This is a genomic window from Dactylosporangium sp. CA-139066 (assembly GCF_050936175.1).
Classification (GTDB): Bacteria; Actinomycetota; Actinomycetes; order Mycobacteriales; family Micromonosporaceae; genus Dactylosporangium.
Genome location: NZ_JBNJNH010000001.1, coordinates 7475125 through 7495996 on the forward strand (window position 1 = coordinate 7475125; position 20872 = coordinate 7495996).

The following is a 20872-nucleotide window of genomic DNA, read 5'->3' on the forward strand; positions in this document are numbered from 1 at the left end:
GGCCGCTGCGGGCGCCGCGGGGAGTCACCATCTCGTGGCCCGGCCGAGCCAAGACCACCGCCGACGACGTCGGCTGGCCGGCCGGCGGTCATCGGGCAGATCGCTGCGCGGCGAGTTCGGCGAGTGGTCCCGGCGCCCGTACGCGTTCGCCGCGTTGGGAGAACACACGGTTTCGAGGGAGGTGGGTTTCATGCAGAAGTGGGTCGTCGGCGGCGCGTGAGCGCCGGCTAGCCAACGGTGCTAGCCAGTACGCGGCCTGCCGGTCTCAGCCGTATCTGACCGGCGGGCCGCTCCTGCCCGTTCCCGTGGTTGCCGTGCGGCTGGCGCCGCCGTACCTGATCGAGGTTGCTGATGTTGCCGTTCGAATCGTTCACCTATCCGTTCTTCGACCAGCGTTTCCTCGCCGATCCTGCAGCGCTGGTGCACGCGTTCCTCGGCCGCGAGGATTCGGCGTTTCCGGATGACCGGGTCGCCGGGATGAAGGCGTTGTACGTCCACATCCCGTTCTGCGACACGCTGTGCACGTTCTGCCCGTTCGTCAAGAGCGGCCACGCCAGCCCGCAACGGGTCACCGCGTATCTCGCGGCGCTGCACACCGAGCTGCGCACGCTCGCCGCGACCGAACGGATCAGCCGGTGGGCGCTCGACGCGGTCTACCTCGGTGGCGGTACCCCGTCGGTACTGACCGTCGAGCAGATCGCCGCGCTGCTGGCGGTGATCCGCGACGTATTCGACGTCAAGGCGGATGCGGAGATCTCGTTCGAGTTCGAGGCCAAGAGCGTGGACGAGGCCAAGTTCCAGGCCCTGGCCGAGCTCGGGATCACGCGGGTCAGCTTCGGCGTGCAGTCGTTCGACCCGACCACCAGGGACATGGTCAACATCACCGCCAGCCTGGAGCAGGTACACGCCGCGATCGGCTGGGCCACGCGGTACTTCGCGAACACGAACTTGGACATGATGGTCGGGTTCCCCGGCCAGGACCGCGACGCCGCGCTGGCGGATGCGCGGCTGGCCGGCACGTCGGGGATCGGCAGCGTGTCGATCTACCCAGTGGACTACGTGATGACGCTGCCCGGCTGGATGGACCGCATCCGCAGCGGTGCGCTGCCCCGCCCGGCCGGGCTTGCGGAGCGGTCGGCGATGTTCCACGCCGCCCGCGCCGAACTGCTGGAGCACATGGGTGAGCAGAACATGTACTGCTTCGGCGACCCGGCGGCGCCGCCGACCCGGTACATGTTCAGCACCCTGTACGGCGGGTACCGCGACGAGGCAGTCGGGGTCGGCTCGGGCGCCTATTCGGTGCTGCGGGGCCTGGCCTACTACAACGAGGCCACCGAGTCCGAGTACGTGCGCCGAGCCCAGGCAGGCGGACTGCCGGTGGTGGCGGCGATGCCGTACCACGCCTACGAGAAGGGCCTGGTGTTCTTCCCGAAACGGCTCACCTTCGACCTGCGCGACCTGACGGTCCTATCGCTGGAGGAGGTGTACCGGCCGCGGATCGACACCCTGGTCGAGCAGGGCCTCGCGGTCGTCGACGGGCACCTGCTACGGCTGACCAAACCGGGGACGCTGACCTACAGCGAGCTGATGGCGCATTTCTTCTCCGACAGCCAGCAGCGGCTCTACCACAAGATCGTGGCGCGGATGAGCGCAGAGGTCGGTGATGTCGACAACCTCGACTGGATCGCCGATGGGGCCGGCCGGCAGCGCCTCGGCGCGTTCAACGCGCTGCCCGGCGCCGCCACCCGCCGCCAGCTCGCGGTGGTGCCGCAATGAGCGACCTGCAGTTGTTGCGCACATTGCAGCGGGTCAACGCCACCGGTTACGCCCGCCGCCGACCCGCCACGGACACCGCGGGCGGGCTGGACCTGGCGGTCGGTGAGGCGCGGTATCCGCTGCCGGCGCCGGTACGGGCCGAGCTCACGGACACGGTCGCACGGCTGGACCGGATCTGGTACGCCGATCCCGCTGGCGAGCTGGCGTTGCGCACGGCCTACCTGCGGCACGTGCATGCTGCCGCGCCCATCCGCCCCAACGGCGCGCCAGCTGACAGCACTGACGCCGCGGAGCTGGCGGACCGGGTGCTGGTGACCGCCGGCGGGAAGGAGGCGGCCTGGCTCGCCATGCGCTACCTGCTACACCGCTTCGGACGCCAAGGAGTCCTCGCGCCCCAGCCCGGGTGGGAGCCATACCAGATCTGGGCGCACGGCCTCGACGTGCCGGTCCTCGGCTACCACCCAGCCGTGGTCGCCGCGGACCCGCAACGGCTGCGGGACGTCGTGGCTGCCGCCCGGGTCCGCCCGAGCGTGCTGGTGCTGAACTATCCGCACAACCCGACCGGGGTGAGCATCGACCAGCCGACCATGGACGACCTGCTGGCCGTGGCAGCCGACCTGGACCTGGCGGTGGTGTCGGACGAGGTGTACCGGTGGTTCGCGGCCGAGCCGGTCTCGGCGATGTTCGCCCCAGACTACGATCCGGCCCGCCACCTCGTGGTCGACTCGACGTCGAAATGGTTGACCACGGCCGGGCTGCGGGTCGGGTTCCTGCTCGCCGATGCGTCGATCACCGGCCGGTTGACCGCGTTCCGCGCCACGTACGCCTCGTGCACCAGCGTGGTGGATCAGCGTCTGGCCGTGCAGCTGCTGTCCGCTCCGGCCACGACAGCCTGGCTGGGCCAGGTCCGCGCCGACGTCGACCAGACCCGCGACGAGACGGTCAAGCTGCTGGTCGACCTCGGCGTCACAGTGGTGTCACACGGCGCGCTCTACATCTGGTGCGCCAGCGCCCTCGACCCGGACACCCAACCCCGCGACGCACCGACCACGGTCCCGGCGCGGCTCACCCCAGGTGGCGGGTTCGGCGCGGCGGGGCGGGTGCGGCTGTGCACCGCCCGAGCCGGCCTCGACCCGGCCGCCGCGGCCGCCGCGGTCCGTGCCGCGTTGCGAGGCGCCGATGCGTGACCACTTCGCACCCCCACCGGCCGCGGACGATGCGGGCGCGGACCGGCTGGCCGGCGTGCATCTGCTGGACGTGACGCTACGCGACGGCGGGTTCGAGACCGATTTCCGCTGGCCGGTCGAGGTCCTCGCGACCCATCCGGTGGCCGTCGGCCCGATGGGGGTCGACGTGGTCGAGCTGGGCTATCTCGGCGGGGTGCCGCTCGAGCACGGCGTGGCCGAGGCCGGCGTCGGGGCGCACCTGCGGCCGGAGCATCTGGCCGCGGCCGCCGCCGACGAGGCCCGGCTCGCCGCGATGGTGCACCCCACCGCCCTGAACGGCACCCCGCTGGCCGTCAACGCCTACGCCGACGCGGGCCTGGACCTGCTCCGGCTCGTGTACCACCCGGACTGGCTGGACCCCATCGCCCGGCTGGCCGGGCGGGCACACGAGGCCGGGCTGCGGGTGTCGGTCAACATCGCCCTCGCGTCGCGGTACCAGCCCCGGGAGCTCGCCGAGCACGCCGCCCACATCGACGCGGTGACCGACCCGGACGTGCTCTATGTGGCCGACACCTGCGGCGCGCTCGACCCGGCCGGAACCACCGCCCTGATCGCCGCCGTCCGCGAGGTCACCGACACGCCGGTCGGGTTCCACGCCCACGACTTCCTCACCTTCGGCTACGCCAACGCTCTGGCCGCCGCGGCGGCCGGGGCCCGCTGGCTGGACGTATCCGTCCTCGGGCTGGGCCGCGGAGGCGGGAACCTGATCGCTGAACTGGTCCTCGCCCGCCACCGCCTCCCCGGCCAGCCGCGCGCCGACCGGCTGGCGCTGTTCCTGCACCACCGCAGGCAACTCGCCCAGCTGGCCGGACGACCGCTGCCGGATGTGGTGCCGATGGTGTGCGGCCTGCTCAACCTGACCCCGGTCGAAGAACACGCCCTGCGCGGGTTCGCCGCCCAAGACGGCATCGACGTGCAACTGGCCGCGTTGTGGCTGGCCACTGCACACGCCCGCCTGCCGTCAGTGCACGTCGACGGGCTGAGAGCCGGCTGGCGGGCCGCGACCGCAGCGGTGACCGCATGATGCGGGCGCGGGTCAGTCGCCGCGCCGAGGCGATCGTCGCGCACCGCTACGACGATTTCCCGGTCGGCGCCGGGGAACTGGACCTGCGTGGGGACGGGTCACCACCGCTGCGCAGCACCGTCGCCGCGCTCCAGCGGCTGGCACTGCACCCGGCGCTCACCGCCGGGTACGGCGACGTCGCCGGGGACTGGGCGCTGCGCCACGCGATCGCCGAGCTGTTCGGCGCCGCACCGGGCGAAGTAGTTATCACCGCCGGCGGCAGCGAAGCGCTGCACCTGGCGATGGCCTGCACCACCGAACCGGGCGAGCCGATCCTGCTGCCCGCCCCCGGATTCCCCGGCTTCGCGCAGCTGGCCCGCCTCCTTGACTTGGCCCCGGCCTGGTACGCCGTGCCGGGCGTGCTGCCGCAACGCGAGGCCGGCGTGACGATGCTGCTGTGCTCGCCGCACAACCCGACCGGGGTCGTCACCCCGCGCGTACCGGCCACCACCGAGGCGTGGACGATCTGCGACGTCTCACACACCGGCCTGTCCGGCGACGACCTGGCCAGCGTCCACCGCGCGCTGCAGGGCGCCGGCGTCGTGGTGGTCTTCTCGCTGTCGAAGCTGCTGCGGCTGCCCGGCGCCCGGATCGGCTGCCTGATCGCCCGCAACCCTGCCCTCGTCGATGCCGCCGTGCGGGTCAAGACGCACCTGTCGATGTCGACGAGCCGGCTCGGCCAGCACCTCGCCGCGAAGGTCCTCACCGACCCGGACACCGCGGCCGAGCTCGCCGAGCGCCGCCACCGCCTCGCCGAGGACCGCAACCGCATCATCGACGCCGCCCGCACCACGCCAGCGCTCGATGTCGTGGCCGGCACCGGCGGCACGCATCTGCTGCTGCACACCCACACCGGCGGCGACGCCGCACAGCGGCTGCGCCGCGCCGGTCTGGTAGGGCTGCCCGGGACGGTGTTCGGCGGCATCGCCGACACGGTACGGATCTGCATCGCCCAGCCGCCCGACGTCATCGACCGCATCACGAAACGCGTGGCGGAACTGTGACCCTGCTCAGCACTCGCCGCCTGACCACGACCTACCTCGGGCTGGGCGCCATCATCGCCGCAGCCCTGGCCGGCCTCGCCATGTACACCCACCACGATCAACGACCGGCCGGCCCGGACCCGGCGTCGCCGACCGGCGCAGCTGGGTTCGACGTTCCGCACATCCTGCTCACGGTGGCCGTGCTCGTCGCCGCAGCGCACCTCGGCGGCGCCGCCGCCGCTCGGCTTCGCCAGCCACGGGTTATCGGCCAGGCCACCGCCGGGCTGCTGCTCGGCCCGTCCGTCCTCGGCCAGCTCGCCCCAAACGGCCTGCAATGGCTGCACAGCGGCGGTGCCGCCGCGACCGTCGACGTGCTCGGCCAGCTCGGCGTGATCCTGTTCGTGCTGCGCATCGGCCAGGAACTCGCCGCCGCACGCACGCAGCCGGCCCGCGGCGTGGCGCTGCTGGTCGGGCACACCACCGTCGTCGTGCCGCTGCTCGGCGGGGTCGCCGTCGCGGTCACCGCGCTCGCCCCGCCCGCGGGGATCGATGCGCTGCCGCACGCGCTGTTCGTCGGGCTGGCCATGAGTGCGACCGCGCTGCCCGTCCTGGCACACATCCTCGCCGAGCGGGGACAGCTGACCAGCCCGATCGGCGGGCTGGCGACCGCCGCGGCGGCCGTCGCCGACGCCACCATCTGGTGCCTGCTCGCGGTCACCATGTCCCTGCTGCACCGCGGATCGCTCACCGCGACCGGGTTGCGGCTCGCCGGTGCGCTGCTGTTCGCCGCCGCGGTGTGGTGGGTGCTGCGACCCGCCGCGCGCCGGCTCCTCGCGGACCGCGACGAGGGCTCCCCGCTGCGGCCGGCGCTGCTGGTGTGCACGGTACTGGCCTGCGCGGTCGCTACCGAACGGCTCGGCCTGCACGCCATCTTCGGCGCCTTCCTCGCCGGGCTGGCGCTGCCCGCCCAGACGCTGACGGTCCGCCGGGTGATGGCGATGGCCGAAGGCGTCACCGAATGGCTGCTGCTGCCGCTGTTCTTCACCGCGATCGGCGCCCGGACCCGGCTCGACCTGCTCACCACCGGCCCGGCCATCGCCCTGGCCGGACTCGTCCTCGCCGTCGCCATCACCAGCAAACTCGCCTCCGGGCTGCTGGCCGGGCGATCCGTCGGATTGCCGTGGCGCGACGCCACCACCCTGGGCGTGCTGCTCAACTGCCGCGGCGTGACCGAACTGGTGCTGCTGGGCATCGGCTCCAGCGCCGGCCTCATCGACGCGCGCACCTTCGCGGTGTTCGTCGTGATGGCCGTGGTGACCACCGCGGCCACCGGGCCGCTGCTCGACCTGCTCCGCCTGCCCCGCCGCACACCCACCATGCCGCATCCGTTCGACGAAACGGCTGGCGCGCAGACCGGACTGGCGAGCACCGTCACGGCGGAGCCGGCATGACCTGCTTCCCAGGCGCGGCCGGGCCGAGCAGCCGCAGCAGCGGGCACGGCACATCCTCACCCGCCAGCAGCCGTCCGAACTGCTCGGCCGCCGCCGGCCGTGTCTTCAGCACGGCCGTGATCAGCCACAGCGCGGCCTTGCGGACCGGCTGCGCCGGATCGGGCAACACGTCGGCGAGCCGCGGCACCGCCTGCGGATCGAGCCCGGCCCGCACCGGCGTGATCAACGCGACCAGGAACAGCCGCCGCTGCCACACCGACCCGCCAGCAAGGCCAGTCACGTCGTCGACCACCAGCTGGCCAGATTGCACAGCGGCGCCGAGCACGCCGCCGAGCTCGTCGACCGACAGCCAGTTGTCCAGCAGAGGCACCCATCCAGCCAGCATCGCCGGCGTCGGCGCGACCCCAGCCAAGCGCAGCAGCATGCAGGCGGCCAGCTCGTCCTCGTGGACGTCGCCATGCCACAGCAGCGTCGCCGCCGCCCGCACCAGCCCCGGCTCCGCGCAGCCGCGCCGGGGTGTCACCACGCGCAGCGCCGCCCGCACCACCCCGCGCAGCAGCGGAATCCGCACCCCGAGCACCGGCTTACCCGGCCGCCGTGCGGCCACCGTACCCGCCACATACTCCGGATCGGCATGCTGCCGCACCCCGGCCCGTACCGCCGCCGCCAGCGTCGCGGCAGCGGCGGCCAGACCCGGCTCACCTGCACCGGCCGGCGTGGCGTTCCCGGGCCCTGCGCTGACCACCATGCCGTCGAACCTATCGCCCATCAGCGCACTCACCTCTTCTTGGAGCTATGACGTGGCCGGAACCGCCCTCGACATGACCGGACCCCGGCCCGGGGCCGGCATCCCCGTCTACGCCGTCTACGGCACCCCCGACCCGGCCGCCGCCACCATGGCCGAACTCCTCACCCGTGGCGTCCACCTCCGCCAGCTCGGCCCCGACCACCTCATCCCGCTCGACACCGGCCTGCCCGACCTCGCCCAGCCCATCCTCGACATGCTCGGCCGGCACAACGGCCGTCCCCTCGCCGGCGCCGTCGGGTTCGACGACTGGTGGACCACCGCCCTCGCCCTGCTCAACCCCGGCTTCCCGCTCGAACCCGCGCGGCGGCTCGTCACCGACAAAGCCGCCCTCTACACCGCCCTCACCACCAACGGCGTCCCCGCACCACCGCACATCACTGGGATCCTCGACGCCGACCTGCTCGTCACCGCCCTGGACCAGTTCGGACCCGCACCGATCCTCAAACCCGCTACCGGCGCCGGCTCCCGCGGCGTCTACCGCTACCGGCCCCACCTCACCATCGCCGAGAACCTGGCCATCTACCAGCGGCTGCGCGAGCTCGGCCACATCGACACCAGCGTGGCGACCATCGCCTGTCCATACCTCGGCGGCCCCGATGCGCTCGAGATCAGCGTCGACGCCATCGTCTGCGCCGGCACCATCGTCCACACCGTCGTCCACGAGAAATGCACCGCCACCCGGGTCGAGCCGTTCGTCGACCAGGTCATGCGCACCCCACCCGTCCAGCCGCAAATCGCTGCCGCACTGCCGCCGATACCGGCCATCATCGCCGGCATCGCCGCCACACTGCACCTGCGCGACGGCGCCCTGCACGCCGAACTGCGCCTGCACCACAAGACCTGGTACGTCCTCGACGTCGGCGTCCGCCCCGGCGCCGGACTCGTCGCCCACGCCGTCCAAGCCGTCACCGGCACCGACCCACGCGCCGCCCACCTCGCCGCATCAATCGGCCAGCCGCTCACCGCCGCCGTCATGCGCGCCCGGACAGGCACCCATCCGGCCGCCGCGATCGCCTGCTGCTACCTCAGCAACGACCGCCGAGACGCCGTGGACCTCGCCAGCCAAGCCGGCCTCGCCCGCCGCCTCCGCCAGCACCCGGACGTCCTGGGCTGGCACCTCAACGCCGCCGACCTCCACGACCAGATCTACCGCCCGGACGCCGGGCTGTCCATCGGCGTCGGCGCAGCCACCGCCACCGACGCTCACACCCGTCTGCAGTCGATCGTTGCCCCGTACGGCTACACCACATCCTGACCCAACCAACATCCACACCAGCCTGGAGCACAGCACATGACACAGCTGCATCACCTCGCACTCACCGCCGCCGACCTCGGCACCAGCGCCGCCTTCCACGACCGGTTCCTCGCCGAACTCGGCTACCACCGCGAAGGCGGCCTCGAAAGCCCACTCATCTACCTCGGCGACGGCCCGGAAATCCTCATCTACGCCGTCGAAGGCGACGACACCGCCCGGCACCGGCACGGCACCCCCGGGCTGCAGCACCTCGCCTTCCAGGTCGACGACCGCACCACCGTCGACGCCGCCCACCACGCGGCAGCCGCCGCCGGCGGCACGATCGTGCACCCACCACACGACTACCCCGAATACGCCGACGGGTACTACGCCACGTTCGTCGAAGACCCGGACGGATCCCGCTTCGAAGTCGCCTCCATTCCCCAACCCTGAACCGGCGGCGAACGCCCACAACAGCCACACCGTCCCATACGACAGGCCCACCGCGGGGCCACTCTCCGGCCCGCCGGATGTCCGCCGCCCCCGGACGGGCGGCGGACAATCCCACTCGCACGCCACGACGCTAGTGCGGATGCACGCGATACCAGCCGGATTGATCCATCTTCGTCGGGTGTCCCAGCGGTCTCCCCCACGGACGGTTCGTCCAGCTCCCCGCCGGGCGGTGGCATCACCGCCCGGCGCTGGACTGTGCCCGCCAGGCTGTACCACTCATCGGCCCGCGTATGTCGGCCAAGCATCACCAGCGCGTCACCGGTCAGCATCGCGAACTGTGCCACGACAGCGACGAGCCGCGCGGCGTGATCGCTGGGCAGCGGTCGCTGCAGCAGCGCGCCGGCGTCAGCCATTCCAAGCGCGGCCGCAGCGAGCACCTCGGCCCAACTGCTCTCGTCACCGGCGCCGGCGGCAAGGTCGGCGCACTGCTGCTCCAGATCCATGACGTCCGCATCGGCATCAACCGGCTCAAGCTCGTCCTGAAGCACGCGGTGCAGCTCGTCGAACGCCGTCCACCAACTCGACGACCGCTCACCGGTGGAAACGTCGCCCGCCGCGGACCGCAGCCGACCGGCCGAAATCGTGATCTTGCCTCGGCGGCGCGGCACTGGGCGGGGCGCGGCCCACGGCCGAGTCTCGCCGTGCCGGCGTTGTTCTTCCTGGGTGAAGGTGTGCTGGAGCTGTCCACCGGCCGCCAGCGCGGCCTCGGCGCGGGCGACGAAGTCTGCGGTTGGTCTGCGTTCGCCGCGCTCGATCCGAGCGACGTACTCACGGCTGAAGAACGTGGCGGCACCGAGTTCGCGTTGGCTCCAATTGTGCCGGTGCCGCCACTGGCGCAACTGGCCTCCGAAGGAGCAGACGTCAGCCGTGTGACGCGGGTTGCCAGCGACAACGTCGGATGCCACGAACCTCCTCCTCACGAAACGCGGATTGACTTCGGTGAGCGGGCTGGCATTGATCAGGCGCGCGTGCCTGAGCCAACGCTAGGAGCAGTCGCGGGCCCGGGGCCACGTTGTTGCGGAGAGTTGCAGCAACTCGCTAACCTCGGCCAGCACCGCGCCGGGAACCGTGCGCGCTGGGGCCACCGCAGGCGGCAGCCGAATGCAGGCCCTCGAACATCATCCGTAGGGACCAGCCCTCGTGCGAGGTGGCCCGCGCACCCCACCGTCCTCGCGACAACGTAGCGCCCGAGCCGACGTCGAAATGGGAACACCGCGGGCATGCCCTGGCGTCGTCCTCGGATGCTGGCAGCCCGGCGTCGCGCGTTGGCCGGCCCACTCTGCACATCGGCTCTGGCTGGCAGTACGCAGCATTGACGCACGTGGCGTACCGTCGCGAGACTGGCCTTTGTGCGCAACATCGCGCACTCATCGGGACAGGAGGAGCCGTGCGGATTAGGTTGATTGCAGCCGACCCGGAGTCTGCGCCGACCAACTCGCCGACCCTGTACAAGACAGACAGGGGCAGCTGGATCGTGCAGGGATGGGTTGTCACCGACCCCGCGGTGCTTGCGGAGATGGGCATCCCCGCAGGTGAGAGCTGCGTCGAGATCCCAGACAGGATGGTTCCGTTCTTTGCGGAAGGAGACTGATGGCCCGTCTAACCGTTGCCGAGTTCGAGGAGGCGATCAGACACTTCGACAGGGAGTCAGTGCATCTGGAGATGCGCGACGCGTACGGCACTGAGGTCGAGCTGCCGCATCTGGCTGCTTGGGCCGCAGGTGAGCCGACGGATCTTGCCTTTATGCAGCCCTGGTGTGATGACGTGCGCGGCTTTGTCGACGACGGCAAGTCGCTGCGCCGGGTGCACGTGGTTTCGGAACCGCTGTCGGATTACCAGCGCTGGGCATACACCGTCTTCGGGGCCAGCGAGGACGCTGGCGAGCAGCATCGTTGGGTGCCTCGCCGGCTGGTGTCGTCGATCGCGTTTCCGGGCAACGACTTCTGGATGCTCGACCACCGGCTCGTCATCTTCCACCACTACGCAGGCAACGGCCGCAACATCGACTTCACGACCAGCACGGACCCACACGACATCGAACTGTGCACTGCCGCCTTCGAAGCTGTGTGGCGCATCGGCATTCCGCATCACGAGTACAAGCCCAACTGACCCACGTTCGTGTCCAGCACACAGCAGCGAGCCCGCGAAGCGTTCGGCAACCGTCTCCGGGAGATCCGCCTCGACGCGGGCCTCTCGGGACGGCAGCTCGCCGCCGCCACCGGCTTCCACTACACCAAGATCTCCCGCGTCGAGCACGGCGGGCAGAGCTTGTCCGACGCGGACATCCGAACATGGTGCGCCGCGTGCGACGCGGACGCCCAAGTCACGGACCTCATTGCGCAGATGCGCGCCGTGGACACGCTGTACCGCGACTACCGCCACGCAGCACGCCGCGGGTTGCGCCAACTCCAGGAACCGTGGGTGGCGCTCTACGAGCGCACCATCCTCTTCCGGGTACACGAGCACTGGATCGTCCCGGGCCTCATCCAGACCGAAGCGTACTCGATGGCCGTGATGGCGCACTGGCGAAACGTGATGTCACTGCCCGAGGACGACACCGAGGCCGCCAACGCGATCCGCATGGACCGCCAACGCATCCTTCGCCTCGGCCAACGACGGTTTATCTTCCTGCTCGCGGAGCAGGTCCTCTATAGCAGGGTCCCTTCTGCGCCGGCCATGCTCGACCAGCTGGACCGCCTCGCGGAGGTCATCAACCTCCCGCGAGTGTCACTCGGCCTGATCCCGGCAGCAACCGGCCTCGACGGGCACAGCCAGACCTCATTCTGGATCTTCGACGACTCCCTCGTTCAAGTCGAGACGCTGACCACCGGCTTGGACATCACCCGCCCGGAGGAGATCGAGCTCTACGCCGCCGCCTTCGAGAGAATGCGACGGACAGCGGTCTTCGGTCGGAACGCAAAAGCGCTCATCGGGCGAGCCCGAGACAAGCTGCTCCAACAGCCGGCGACCTCGTGAACCCGAGCGACCGTGGGCGAGCTGGCGGCAACGCAGCCCCACGCATCACGGCGCTCCGGAATACCCCACACGCCGATGGCATCGTCCCTTGTTGCCGGGCGACAACCTCGACGCTCGCTCCCGCCGGGGCAACCCACCGGCCGCAGCAACCGTCCGTCAACCCGCGAAATCAGGCTGAACAAGCCGCACCCCTTCACCGCCTTGGCACACCGAGCCCTACAGCAGCGGAGAATCCGCGGCGTCCGCCCCCATCGAGAAGGAGTCCACTGTTGACCGAGCTGACGAGGCCTGTAACGGCCGCCGATGATCTACGCGCCCGCCTCGTCGAGATACTGCTCGCCGACGGCACGATCACCACCCCCACGGTCGAGTGCGCCTTCCGCGCCGTCCCGCGAGAGGCGTTTGCCCCAGTCGGCACGGAGCTGGCCACCGCGTACGCCAACAACATCGTGGTCACCAAACGCGGCCCCGACGGCAGAGCCACCAGCTCGATCTCGGCGCCGTGGCTGCAGGCGTACATGCTGGAGACCGCCCGGATCCGGCCCGGTTCCCGGGTACTTGAGATCGGCTCCGTTCTGTACCGATTTCCGAGTGTTGTACCAGTCTAACTGGCTTGTCCTGTGTTCTGCTATGACCCGTGACGGTGACCCAGGCTCGGCCGGTGTGGCGGCTGCACAGGTGGGCAGCGGAGGTCCCGGCGCCGATGGTGGCCGATCCGGTGCTGATGGCGGCGCGAGCGCTTGCGACGCCTGTGTCGATCGAGCCGGGGCAGGAGTTTCTGATCCGCTCCGATGGGGTCGTGGTGTCCGCGGTGAACGCGTTTCTGTGCTCGCCTCGGATGCGCAACCGCGCTGCCGGGACGCGGGACAAGTACGGGCGTGGGCTCGGGGTCTGGTTGGGCTTTCTCGACGCGGTGGGTTGTTCGTGGTCGGCGGCGACACAGCACGAGGTTGACGGGTTCAAGTTCTGGCGGATGACCGATGCGGCCAATCCACAGCGGGTCGCCGGTGCGAGCGTGTTGGACAACCTGATGGCGGTCTCGTGTTTCTACGAGTGGGCTGCGGTGCGGTACGGCGTGGTCAACCCGGTGGCGCGCCATCACGTGCGGGGCCGCCGCCGGGAGCGGACGGCCGGGTTCGAGGCGATGCCGCACGTGCTGCGCGATCGCGATGTCAAGTGGCTGGATCCTGGCGGGTACGCGTTGTGGCGGGATGTGGGGCTGCGCGGCCTCGACCGCGAAGGGCGCGAGGTCGACCGGTGGCGCGGGCGAAACAGCCAGCGTGACTGCGCGTTCGCAGATGGCTTGTACGGCACCGGTCTGCGGTTGACCGAGTGGGCCAGCGTCCTGATGGCCGAGTTGCCCACCGATGATGCTGGTCGCGGCTACTTCACGTGCTGGCTGGCGTCGGCGTGCGCGAAGAACGAGCGGGGCCGCCGCTTCTGGATGCCCCGGCAGGTCCTCGCCGACGTGCTCGCCTACGTCGAGGTGGAACGGGCCGCAGCGGTCAGGCGGGCGCAGCAGGCCGGCCGCTACGACAGGTTGGCCGGTGTGCTGGTGCTGCGGCGGGTGATGGCCCGCCGCCGAGTCGAGTTGGTGGACGCGTCGGGCGCGGTTGGGATGGTGTCGCTGGATGTGTTGGATCCGGCCGTGCGGGCGCGGGTGTTCGTGCAGACCTCGGTTGGGTTGGCACCGGCGGCGTTGTGGCTGAACGAGGATGGGCTACCGCGTGAGCCACATGGGTGGCAGCACACGTTCGATGTGGCTAACCAGCGGGTCGCGCGGGCGGGGTTGGCGTCAGTGCGGGCGACCGCGCATCTGCTGCGCCACTCGTTCGCGCTGCGCTGGTTCTCGGTCGGGCGGCTGCTCTACGAGCGGCGGTTCAGCCATCTCGACGCCGACGAGTTGCGGGACTTCCGCGCCCAGTTCGGCGACACCTGGTACCTGGTCAAGACGTTGCTCGGCCACGCCGATATCGCCACGACGATGAACGTCTATCTTGAGCCGTTCCGGGATCTGGACGTGGCGCTACTGATCGAGCACGCGCACGGGGCGATGGTGTCGGCGTTGATGGCCGAGATGTTCGCCGCCCATCCGCAGGTCGTGACAGCGCCCGAGCAGGCCGCGGTGAGCCCGTGACGGGCCGCGCGGCGGTGCTGCCGCAACCGGGCTATACGCAGCCGCAGCGGCTGTTCGTCTCCGCCGACGAGTGCCGGGTCCGGGCCTTTCCGGAGGACGGCGGCCCGCCCCATGACATCGACCTGACGAAGCTGCCGGTGTCGCGGCCGTTGCAGGAGTGGTTCGCCGTCGCGGTGGCGGCGGCGACGGGGCCGAGCGGGCCGCTGCGCCGGGCGGCGTCGCAACGCAACGCGTTGCGGATCCTCAAACGGTTCACCGGTTATCTGTCCACGTTGCAGCGACCACCCGGCCGGCCCGAGCAGCTTCGCCGGGCCCATCTCGACGGTTTCGTCATTGCCGGTGGTCGCGCGTTGCATCGGGATCTGGGCAGCCTACGTTCGCTGCTGCGTCACGCCGACCCGCCGGCCCCTGACGAGTTCGCGGCCCGGCTGACCACCGCATCGGCACCGAAGATCGACACGCCGGTGCGCAGCTACAGCGAGACGGAGTTCCGGCGGATCATCGCGCGGTGCAAAGGTGAGCTGCGGCGGGCAGAGACCCGGATCCGGCAGGGCCGCGCCGATCTGGCCGCGTGGCGCAACGGCGAGGTCGCCCCGGCTGACGGCCGGGCGTGGCAGCGGGGGCGACTGCTCGATCACGTCGACCGGCACGGCGACGTTCCCCGAACCGGCCGCCCCGACGCCAGCGTCGCAGATCATGGTGGCCCGGCAGCGCTGATGGGCGGGCTGCACCTGACCTACTCCGAGGTCACCGCTGCGGCCGTGTTGCTGATCTGCCTCACCGGCCAGAACGCGGGCACGATCGACTCCGCGTCGGTCGCGCACCTGCGCCCGGATGGGAATGCCGGGGTGTTGGCGTCGGCGGTGGTCGACCTGGTGAAGCCGCGGCGCGGGTCGCGGTCGGCCCACATGAGTGTCGCCCTGCTCGACGCCTCGCCGCAGGGGCGGCGGAGCGGCGACCGGCTCGACACTCCGTTCGGTGTCTACACGCTGCTGGTCGACCTCGGGCAGGCCAGCCGCGCCTGGTTGGGCACCGACCGGGTCCTCGCCTTCTACAGCGACCGTGGCGGCCCGCGCGGACGCGGGTTCCGTGCCGGGCTCCCGTCGCAGGCGATCTACCTGTGGTCCCGGTCCGGGGCGGGTCTGCGCTGCGACCCGCCCGCCGGCAGGGAAGACGAGCAGGGGCCGCCGCTGCGGCTGGATGCCCGCCGGTTGCGGCTGACCTTCCTGGAACTGCACCAGCGGCCGGTGGCCCAGACCGAGCGCACCCTGGTCAACGAGTATCTCGCCCGCAACCGCGGCAACCTCGCCGACTACCAGCGGCTCGTCGCGACCGTGTTGGAGCAGCAGGTCGACCTCGCCCGGGCCGTGCGCCCGCTGCGGGTGCTGTCGGCCAGTGACGTGTCCAACGCCGCGTCGGATCCGGCCGCGGTCGCCGCCGTGCTGGACATGCCCGCCGAAGCGGTGCCCGACCTGGTCGCCGGCAGGCTCGACACGGTGCTCGCCGGCTGCGTCGATAACCTTCGCAGCCCGCACAGCGAGGCTGGAAGCCCGTGCACCGCCTCGTTTCTGCTGTGCCTGTCGTGTCCGTGCGCCCGCGCGACTCCGGCGCACCTGCCGGTCCAGGTTCTTGTTCATGACGAGTTGCTTGCCCGCCGGGCGCGGATGACACCGTTGGCCTGGGCGCAGCGGTTCGTCGCGCCGGCGACGCAGCTGGCGGATCTGCTGGCCCAGTACGGGCCCGGCGCGGTCGCCGACGCCCGCGTCAACGCCACCGACGCCCAGCGGGATCTGGTCGACCGGTTCCTGCGCCGAGAGCTGGACTGGACATGAGCGCCGCCGCAGCCGCCCGGCCGCTGCCAAAGCGGACGACCCGGACGGGTCGGCCGGCCGCGGACATGCTGGTGCTGGCCAACCGGCCCCTGCGCCCGCACGTCGATCCGGCGGCGTTGTCGCGCTTCGGCGACGACCGGTGGGTGCTGACCCCGGCGCTGCACGAGGCCCACGCCAAGACACTCACCCTGAACATGGCCGCCGTCCCGGCAGCGTTCCGCGAGCCGGTCAAGCACGCCGCGTGGCTGATGCTCAACGAGGATATGGACGCGAACACGGCATTCGGGGGGCGCACGAGCAGGCCAGCGGTCAAGACCGTCTCGGCCACGGTTGGGTTCGTCACCCGGTTCTGCGAATGGCTGTGGCTGCGCGGCGTCTCCCGCTTCGCCGACGTCACCGCGGCGCAGCTTGGCCGGTACGCGGTCGATGTCCGTCACAGCGGCGTCAGCCACGGCCAGCAGGTAGACCTTCTCGCGGCCGTGGCGCGGCTGTGGGCGATGCGTGCGTTGCTGCCCCATGCTGACCGGCTGCCTGAGGCCCCGCCGTGGGGCGGCGAACGCATCCACGACGTCCTGGGCATCCGTCCGGCCAAGGGCGAGAACCGCACACCCCGGATCCACCCGGCGACCATGACGCGTCTGCTGTCGTGGAGCCTGCGGTTCGTCGAGGACTTCGCCGAGGACATCATCACCGCCTTCGACGAGTACAAGAGCCTGGTCAACCTCAGCCCCAACCGCCGCCGCCTGACCGGACAGGAACGGCCGGCCCGGCGGCAGAGCCACAACGCGGTATCCGACCGGCTGTCCGCCGTCGTCGAGCGTTACCGCGCCGCGGGCCGCGGCCTACCCGGCAGACGCCAGGCGGACGGCACGCTGGCCGTCAACACCTACCACCTCGGCCGGCTGGCCGTCGGCCAGATCAGCGACGGTGTCGCCCGCCACCGGCAGATCCTCGAAAACAGCGGGCTGCCGGTCGACGACGACTGCTACCTGTTCGCGCCGGTCACCGCCACCATCGACGGCGTTGCGTGGCGAACGCGCCCGATCGCCTGGGACGAGGTGCCCGAACTTGCCCGGCTGCTGATGGCCGCCTGCTACACGGTCATCGGATACCTGTCCGGCCAACGCCTCGGCGAGACCCTCAACCTGCGGCGCGGCTGCATCGAACACGACGCCGCGTCCGGCCTGATCCTCCTGCGCGGCAGGTACTTCAAACAGGCCCGCGATTCGGGTGGCAACAAGATTCCGCAAGGCGTGACCCGGCCCGACCCGTGGGTCGTCGTCGCCCCGGTCGCTACCGCCGTCACCGTGATGCAACGCCTGCACAGCGACGACCTGCTGTTCCCCAGGACACTGGAAGTCGACGGCCGTGCCGACAGCGCCGCACGCTCCCGCCATGGCCGGTCCCGCAACGACACCCTCGTCACCCGCGACCTCGGCATCTTCTGCGCCTGGGTCAACCGGTACTGCGCCGCCACCGGCCGCGGCGACAGCATCCCACCCGATCCGAACGGCACGCTGCACCCGGCCCGGCTGCGGCGCACGCTGGCGTGGTTCATCGCCCGCAAGCCACGCGGCATGGTCGCCGCCGCAATCCAGTACGGACACGTCAGCGTCGCGATGACACTGGGCTACTCGGGCAGCTACGCCTCCGGCTTCCCCGACGACCTCGCCTTCGAGCAGTGGCTGGCCAAGCTGGAGACGATGGCCGAAGATCACGAGCGGCTGCAGCAGGGCGAGCATGTCAGCGGCGCGGCCGCTGCCACCTACCGGCAGCGGGTCAACGCCGCCACCCGCTTCGCCGGCCGGGTACTGCGCACCAACCGGGAAGCCGCCGCCCTCCTCGCCGACCCCGATCTGCAGATCTACCAAGGCAAAGGCATGACCTGCGTCCTCGACCCGCACAAGGCCGCCTGCCGGGTCGCCCGCGACGAACGTGACCACCGACGCACCCCGGACCTGGACGACTGCCGACCACACTGCGGCAACATCGCCCGCACCGACCGCGACATCGCCGCGCTACGCGAGCGTGTCGAGCAGCTTCGGACGATCGTCAACGACCCCCTGACACCGCCGATCCGGGCCGACCGGGAGCGGCGCGAACTCGACCGGCTCACCACGATCATCACCGAGCACGAACGGGGATCTCGTCGTGGGTGACCGGGACGCCGAGCGCGAGGCGATCACCGCGGCGATGCAGCGGCTCCTCGACGGAACCCCGCACCGCTCCACCGGCGCGCTGACCGTGCTGCAACTCGCTACCGAGGCCGGTGTCAAGCGCTGGGTACTCACCCACAAGCACCCGGACCTCAAAGAGGAATTCGAACGCCGTCGCGCGTCGGCGAACGGCGTTCCCGCCGCCTACCAGACCATGGCCGCCGAAGTCACCGATCTTCAACAGACCAACGCCAGGCTCCGCACCGAGAACAACGAGCTACGCGAACGCATCGACGCCTACGCACAGACCATCTACCAGCTCAGCGAGCGGCTGCGGCAGATCGAAGAGCATGCGCTGCCGCCGAGCAACGTTCGCCGGCTGACGCAGCCACGGTCAGGCTGAACTGCCACGGGCCGTGTTGCGCGATGCTGGAAGTCAAAGCAAGCGCGGCGTTTGAGGCTATCCGCCGGAGTCTCCGAAACCTCCGATCCTGGTTGCCATATTCGGGGGATGCAGCGTCCTTACGACGTCCGGCACACTCGTAAGTGCGTGCCGTGGGTGTCACCTGTTGCAAGGAGCGGATCATGGGAATGGCGGACGATGCCCAGTCGATGCTTGCGGATGGTGCTGCAAACAGGGAGAGGCATCAGGCTGAGCGCCACCGCGAGTCGTCGGCGCGGGCGGCCCCGATGCTCGCGGCCTACGACCGGCTGTGTGGCTGGATCGACGGGTTGGTCGCGGAATTTGCGGAGGAATGCCGCAACAACGGCGTGTTCAACCATTCGGCAGCCGTGATTGTGCCCGGCCCGTACCGGTATGAGGTTGGTGAGACGACGAACTTCCCGGCCCATACGATGCGTGAGCCGGAGGTCCGCGTGTTCGCCAACGGCGCGTGGCAATGGGCCAAGCAGGATTTCATATTCAAGCAACTGCCTCTGGAGCCGACTCGAAGGCAAGCGGAACGGGCTGCGGTCTACAAGGCGGCCTATCACAACGCATCGCCCCTGGAGGGGTACTTGCCTGAAATCGACTTCTGTCTTGCAATGCCGTTGCGAATGGTCCGCGATGGAGAGCTCGCTCGCGACGACTTCTACAACGAGTTCGTCCAGTCTCTTGCCTCGGAGCTAGCCCGAACCCGTCGCCAGCCCCCGCGTTGACCCGTGCGGGCTCGCTACCGTTGGATCACCCGATCGTCGCCCATCCACAAGCCGCCCCAGCAACCACGCCACGTCGACGCCCTCGAACGAGTGTCGTCGCCGCACCGGACGTGGACGAGTGGGCATCGGGATCCACGTCTGGTCCAACGAACGATTCCTGCGACGGCTTTGCGTCGTCGGCCCGCCAACCATAGATGCCCTCGGTCCGGTCGATGGGTGCAACAGTCTTGAGCAGGCGATAGAAGGTCCGGCGGCTGCAACGCCGCGCTGATCGCCGAGCTCGTCGGCGCCGGCGGTAGCGTGGTGAGCGTCGACATCGACCCGCAGGTCGTCGTCCACGCCCGGGCCACGCTCGAAGCGGCCGGATACCAACAGGTCCGCGTGGTGCACGCCGACGGTGAGTACGGCTACGCCGCCGGCGGCCCCTACGACGCGGTACTCGTCACCGTCGAGGCCAGCGACATCGCACCTGCCTGGACCGCACAACTCGCTCCAGGCGGGGTGCTGGTCGCGCCGGTGCGGATGCGGGCCAACACCCGCTGCCTCACCCTCGAACGCGACGGCGACCACCTGGTCGCGACCGCGTCCCTGCAGTGCGGATTCGTGCCGATGCAAGGCGACGGACGGGACCCGACCCGGCGGCTGGCGTTGCGCGGCGAGGACGCCGTCCTCGTCCTGGACGACCCGACCACCGACGTCGACCTCGACGGCCTTCGGGCGGCCCTCGACGGGCCGCGCCACGAGGTGTGGTCGCCGGTCACGCTGCCGATGGACGCCTCGTTCGAGGCGCTGCACCTGTGGCTGGCCAGCCAGCCCCGCCCCTACGGCGTGCTCAACGTCGACCGGGAACGCACCGCCGGGCTGCTCGACCCGCAGGACCGGTTCTTCTGCCCCACCCTACTCAGCGACGGCAGCGTCGCCTATCTGACCATCCGCCGCCACGACGACGTGACGTGGCAATGCGGCGCGCACGGCTTCGGACCCGACGCCACCGCGCTGACCCGCGACCTGATCGACCTGGTCGCTGTCTGGGATCGGCTGCACCGCGCCGGAGTCCGCCCGGCCGTCACCGTACACCCGGCTGGAGCCGCGCTGCCCTTCACCGAGCAGCTCCGGCTGGTCGTGCCCCGCCGCCACACCCAGATTGCGATCACCTGGTCTGGCGACAGCCGATGACGGCCTTGCTGATCATTCGCGGGAACTCCGCCAGCGGCAAGACCACGACAGCGCGGGAACTCCGCCGCCGTTACGGCCGCGGCTGTGCCTTGATCGAGTTTTCCGACCGTCTTCTTGGTGTACGCGACGTCCGCGAACGCCTGGGCTGTTGATCCTTCCGCGTGACTAACCTTTCATGATCTCTACGTTCGGGACGTAGGGGATGTGAGGGCGGTTGGACCGCAGGCGGGTTGTCGGGCAGATCCGGGTTCAGGAGATCGTCCTGCGCGGCGGGCGCCGGTCGTGGACGATTCTGTGGCCGGACAGAAGGCGCGGTCCACGAGGAGGCGGACCGGTTCCTACGCCGGTACGACGGTGAGCCGGGTACGCAGCGGACGTACACC

17 protein-coding genes and 2 pseudogenes are annotated in these 20872 nt (G+C 70.7%); 17 read left to right on the forward strand and 2 right to left on the reverse strand.

What is annotated here, in order from left to right:
- Window positions 1-351: 351 nt before the first annotated feature.
- The 5 genes from ACQEVU_RS34245 to ACQEVU_RS34265 are packed head-to-tail and all read left to right on the forward strand — an operon-like array spanning window position 352 to window position 6499.
- Window positions 352-1776: a coproporphyrinogen-III oxidase family protein gene (locus tag ACQEVU_RS34245; RefSeq protein WP_433330942.1), complete on the forward strand. Its 1425-nt coding sequence runs from the start codon at window positions 352-354 to the stop codon at window positions 1774-1776.
- Window positions 1773-2963: an aminotransferase class I/II-fold pyridoxal phosphate-dependent enzyme gene (locus ACQEVU_RS34250; protein WP_433330944.1), complete on the forward strand. Its 1191-nt coding sequence runs from the start codon at window positions 1773-1775 to the stop codon at window positions 2961-2963. The genes ACQEVU_RS34245 and ACQEVU_RS34250 overlap by 4 nt, the downstream gene beginning before the upstream one ends.
- Complete coding sequence (locus tag ACQEVU_RS34255; RefSeq protein ID WP_433330946.1) at window positions 2956-4026, forward strand: hypothetical protein; 1071 nt, start codon at window positions 2956-2958, stop codon at window positions 4024-4026. The genes ACQEVU_RS34250 and ACQEVU_RS34255 overlap by 8 nt, the downstream gene beginning before the upstream one ends.
- Window positions 4023-5069, forward strand: a complete 1047-nt coding sequence (locus ACQEVU_RS34260; RefSeq protein ID WP_433330948.1) for a pyridoxal phosphate-dependent aminotransferase — start codon at window positions 4023-4025, stop codon at window positions 5067-5069. Before ACQEVU_RS34255 ends, ACQEVU_RS34260 begins: the two co-directional genes overlap by 4 nt.
- Window positions 5066-6499: a cation:proton antiporter gene (locus ACQEVU_RS34265; protein WP_433330950.1), complete on the forward strand. Its 1434-nt coding sequence runs from the start codon at window positions 5066-5068 to the stop codon at window positions 6497-6499. The genes ACQEVU_RS34260 and ACQEVU_RS34265 overlap by 4 nt, the downstream gene beginning before the upstream one ends.
- Here the strand turns inward: ACQEVU_RS34265 and ACQEVU_RS34270 are convergent.
- Window positions 6480-7280, reverse strand: coding sequence for a DNA alkylation repair protein (locus ACQEVU_RS34270; RefSeq protein WP_433330952.1), 801 nt, complete (start codon window positions 7278-7280; stop codon window positions 6480-6482). The two genes, ACQEVU_RS34265 and ACQEVU_RS34270, sit on opposite strands and share 20 nt — an antisense overlap.
- A 19-nt stretch (window positions 7281-7299) precedes the next feature.
- Here ACQEVU_RS34270 and ACQEVU_RS34275 point away from each other — a divergent pair, with 19 nt between their 5' ends.
- Together ACQEVU_RS34275 and ACQEVU_RS34280 are read left to right on the forward strand one after the other, a co-directional pair.
- Entirely contained in the window at window positions 7300-8562 is a 1263-nt protein-coding gene (locus ACQEVU_RS34275) for a hypothetical protein (protein WP_433330954.1), read from the forward strand.
- 36 nt (window positions 8563-8598) lie between these two features.
- Complete coding sequence (locus tag ACQEVU_RS34280) at window positions 8599-8994, forward strand: VOC family protein (RefSeq protein WP_433330956.1); 396 nt, start codon at window positions 8599-8601, stop codon at window positions 8992-8994.
- Here the strand turns inward: ACQEVU_RS34280 and ACQEVU_RS34285 are convergent.
- Window positions 8928-9974, reverse strand: a complete 1047-nt coding sequence (locus tag ACQEVU_RS34285) for a helix-turn-helix domain-containing protein (protein ID WP_433330958.1) — start codon at window positions 9972-9974, stop codon at window positions 8928-8930. The genes ACQEVU_RS34280 and ACQEVU_RS34285 overlap by 67 nt on opposite strands.
- Before the next feature lie 670 nt (window positions 9975-10644).
- Between ACQEVU_RS34285 and ACQEVU_RS34290 the strand changes: the two genes are divergently transcribed.
- The 10 genes and pseudogenes from ACQEVU_RS34290 to ACQEVU_RS34335 form a co-directional block, all read left to right on the forward strand.
- The gene (locus tag ACQEVU_RS34290; protein ID WP_433330960.1) at window positions 10645-11163 is read left to right on the forward strand and encodes a DUF6879 family protein; all 519 of its coding nucleotides are present in this window, start codon (window positions 10645-10647) and stop codon (window positions 11161-11163) included.
- Window positions 11164-11172: 9 nt separating this feature from the next.
- Complete coding sequence (locus ACQEVU_RS34295; protein ID WP_433330962.1) at window positions 11173-12030, forward strand: helix-turn-helix domain-containing protein; 858 nt, start codon at window positions 11173-11175, stop codon at window positions 12028-12030.
- A 269-nt stretch (window positions 12031-12299) separates the two neighbouring features.
- Window positions 12300-12638 (forward strand): hypothetical protein, encoded by a 339-nt coding sequence (locus ACQEVU_RS34300; protein WP_433330964.1) that lies wholly within the window; start codon window positions 12300-12302, stop codon window positions 12636-12638.
- A gap of 29 nt (window positions 12639-12667) precedes the next feature.
- A complete protein-coding gene (locus ACQEVU_RS34305; RefSeq protein ID WP_433330966.1) occupies window positions 12668-14167 on the forward strand; it encodes a hypothetical protein in 1500 nt (499 codons plus the stop codon).
- Window positions 14164-15999 (forward strand): hypothetical protein, encoded by a 1836-nt coding sequence (locus ACQEVU_RS34310; RefSeq protein WP_433330968.1) that lies wholly within the window; start codon window positions 14164-14166, stop codon window positions 15997-15999. Before ACQEVU_RS34305 ends, ACQEVU_RS34310 begins: the two co-directional genes overlap by 4 nt.
- On the forward strand, window positions 15996-18158 hold the full coding sequence (locus tag ACQEVU_RS34315) for a hypothetical protein (RefSeq protein WP_433330970.1): 2163 nt from the start codon (window positions 15996-15998) through the stop codon (window positions 18156-18158). Before ACQEVU_RS34310 ends, ACQEVU_RS34315 begins: the two co-directional genes overlap by 4 nt.
- On the forward strand, window positions 18151-18558 hold the full coding sequence (locus ACQEVU_RS34320; protein ID WP_433330972.1) for a hypothetical protein: 408 nt from the start codon (window positions 18151-18153) through the stop codon (window positions 18556-18558). Before ACQEVU_RS34315 ends, ACQEVU_RS34320 begins: the two co-directional genes overlap by 8 nt.
- A gap of 182 nt (window positions 18559-18740) precedes the next feature.
- Window positions 18741-19313: a hypothetical protein gene (locus ACQEVU_RS34325; protein ID WP_433330974.1), complete on the forward strand. Its 573-nt coding sequence runs from the start codon at window positions 18741-18743 to the stop codon at window positions 19311-19313.
- A 258-nt stretch (window positions 19314-19571) separates the two neighbouring features.
- Window positions 19572-20489: pseudogene (locus ACQEVU_RS34330) on the forward strand (methyltransferase, FxLD system); the annotation flags it as partial.
- Window positions 20486-20587 (forward strand): annotated as a pseudogene (locus tag ACQEVU_RS34335) (AAA family ATPase); the annotation flags it as partial. The pseudogenes ACQEVU_RS34330 and ACQEVU_RS34335, both read left to right, overlap by 4 nt.
- Window positions 20588-20872 lie beyond the last annotated feature (285 nt).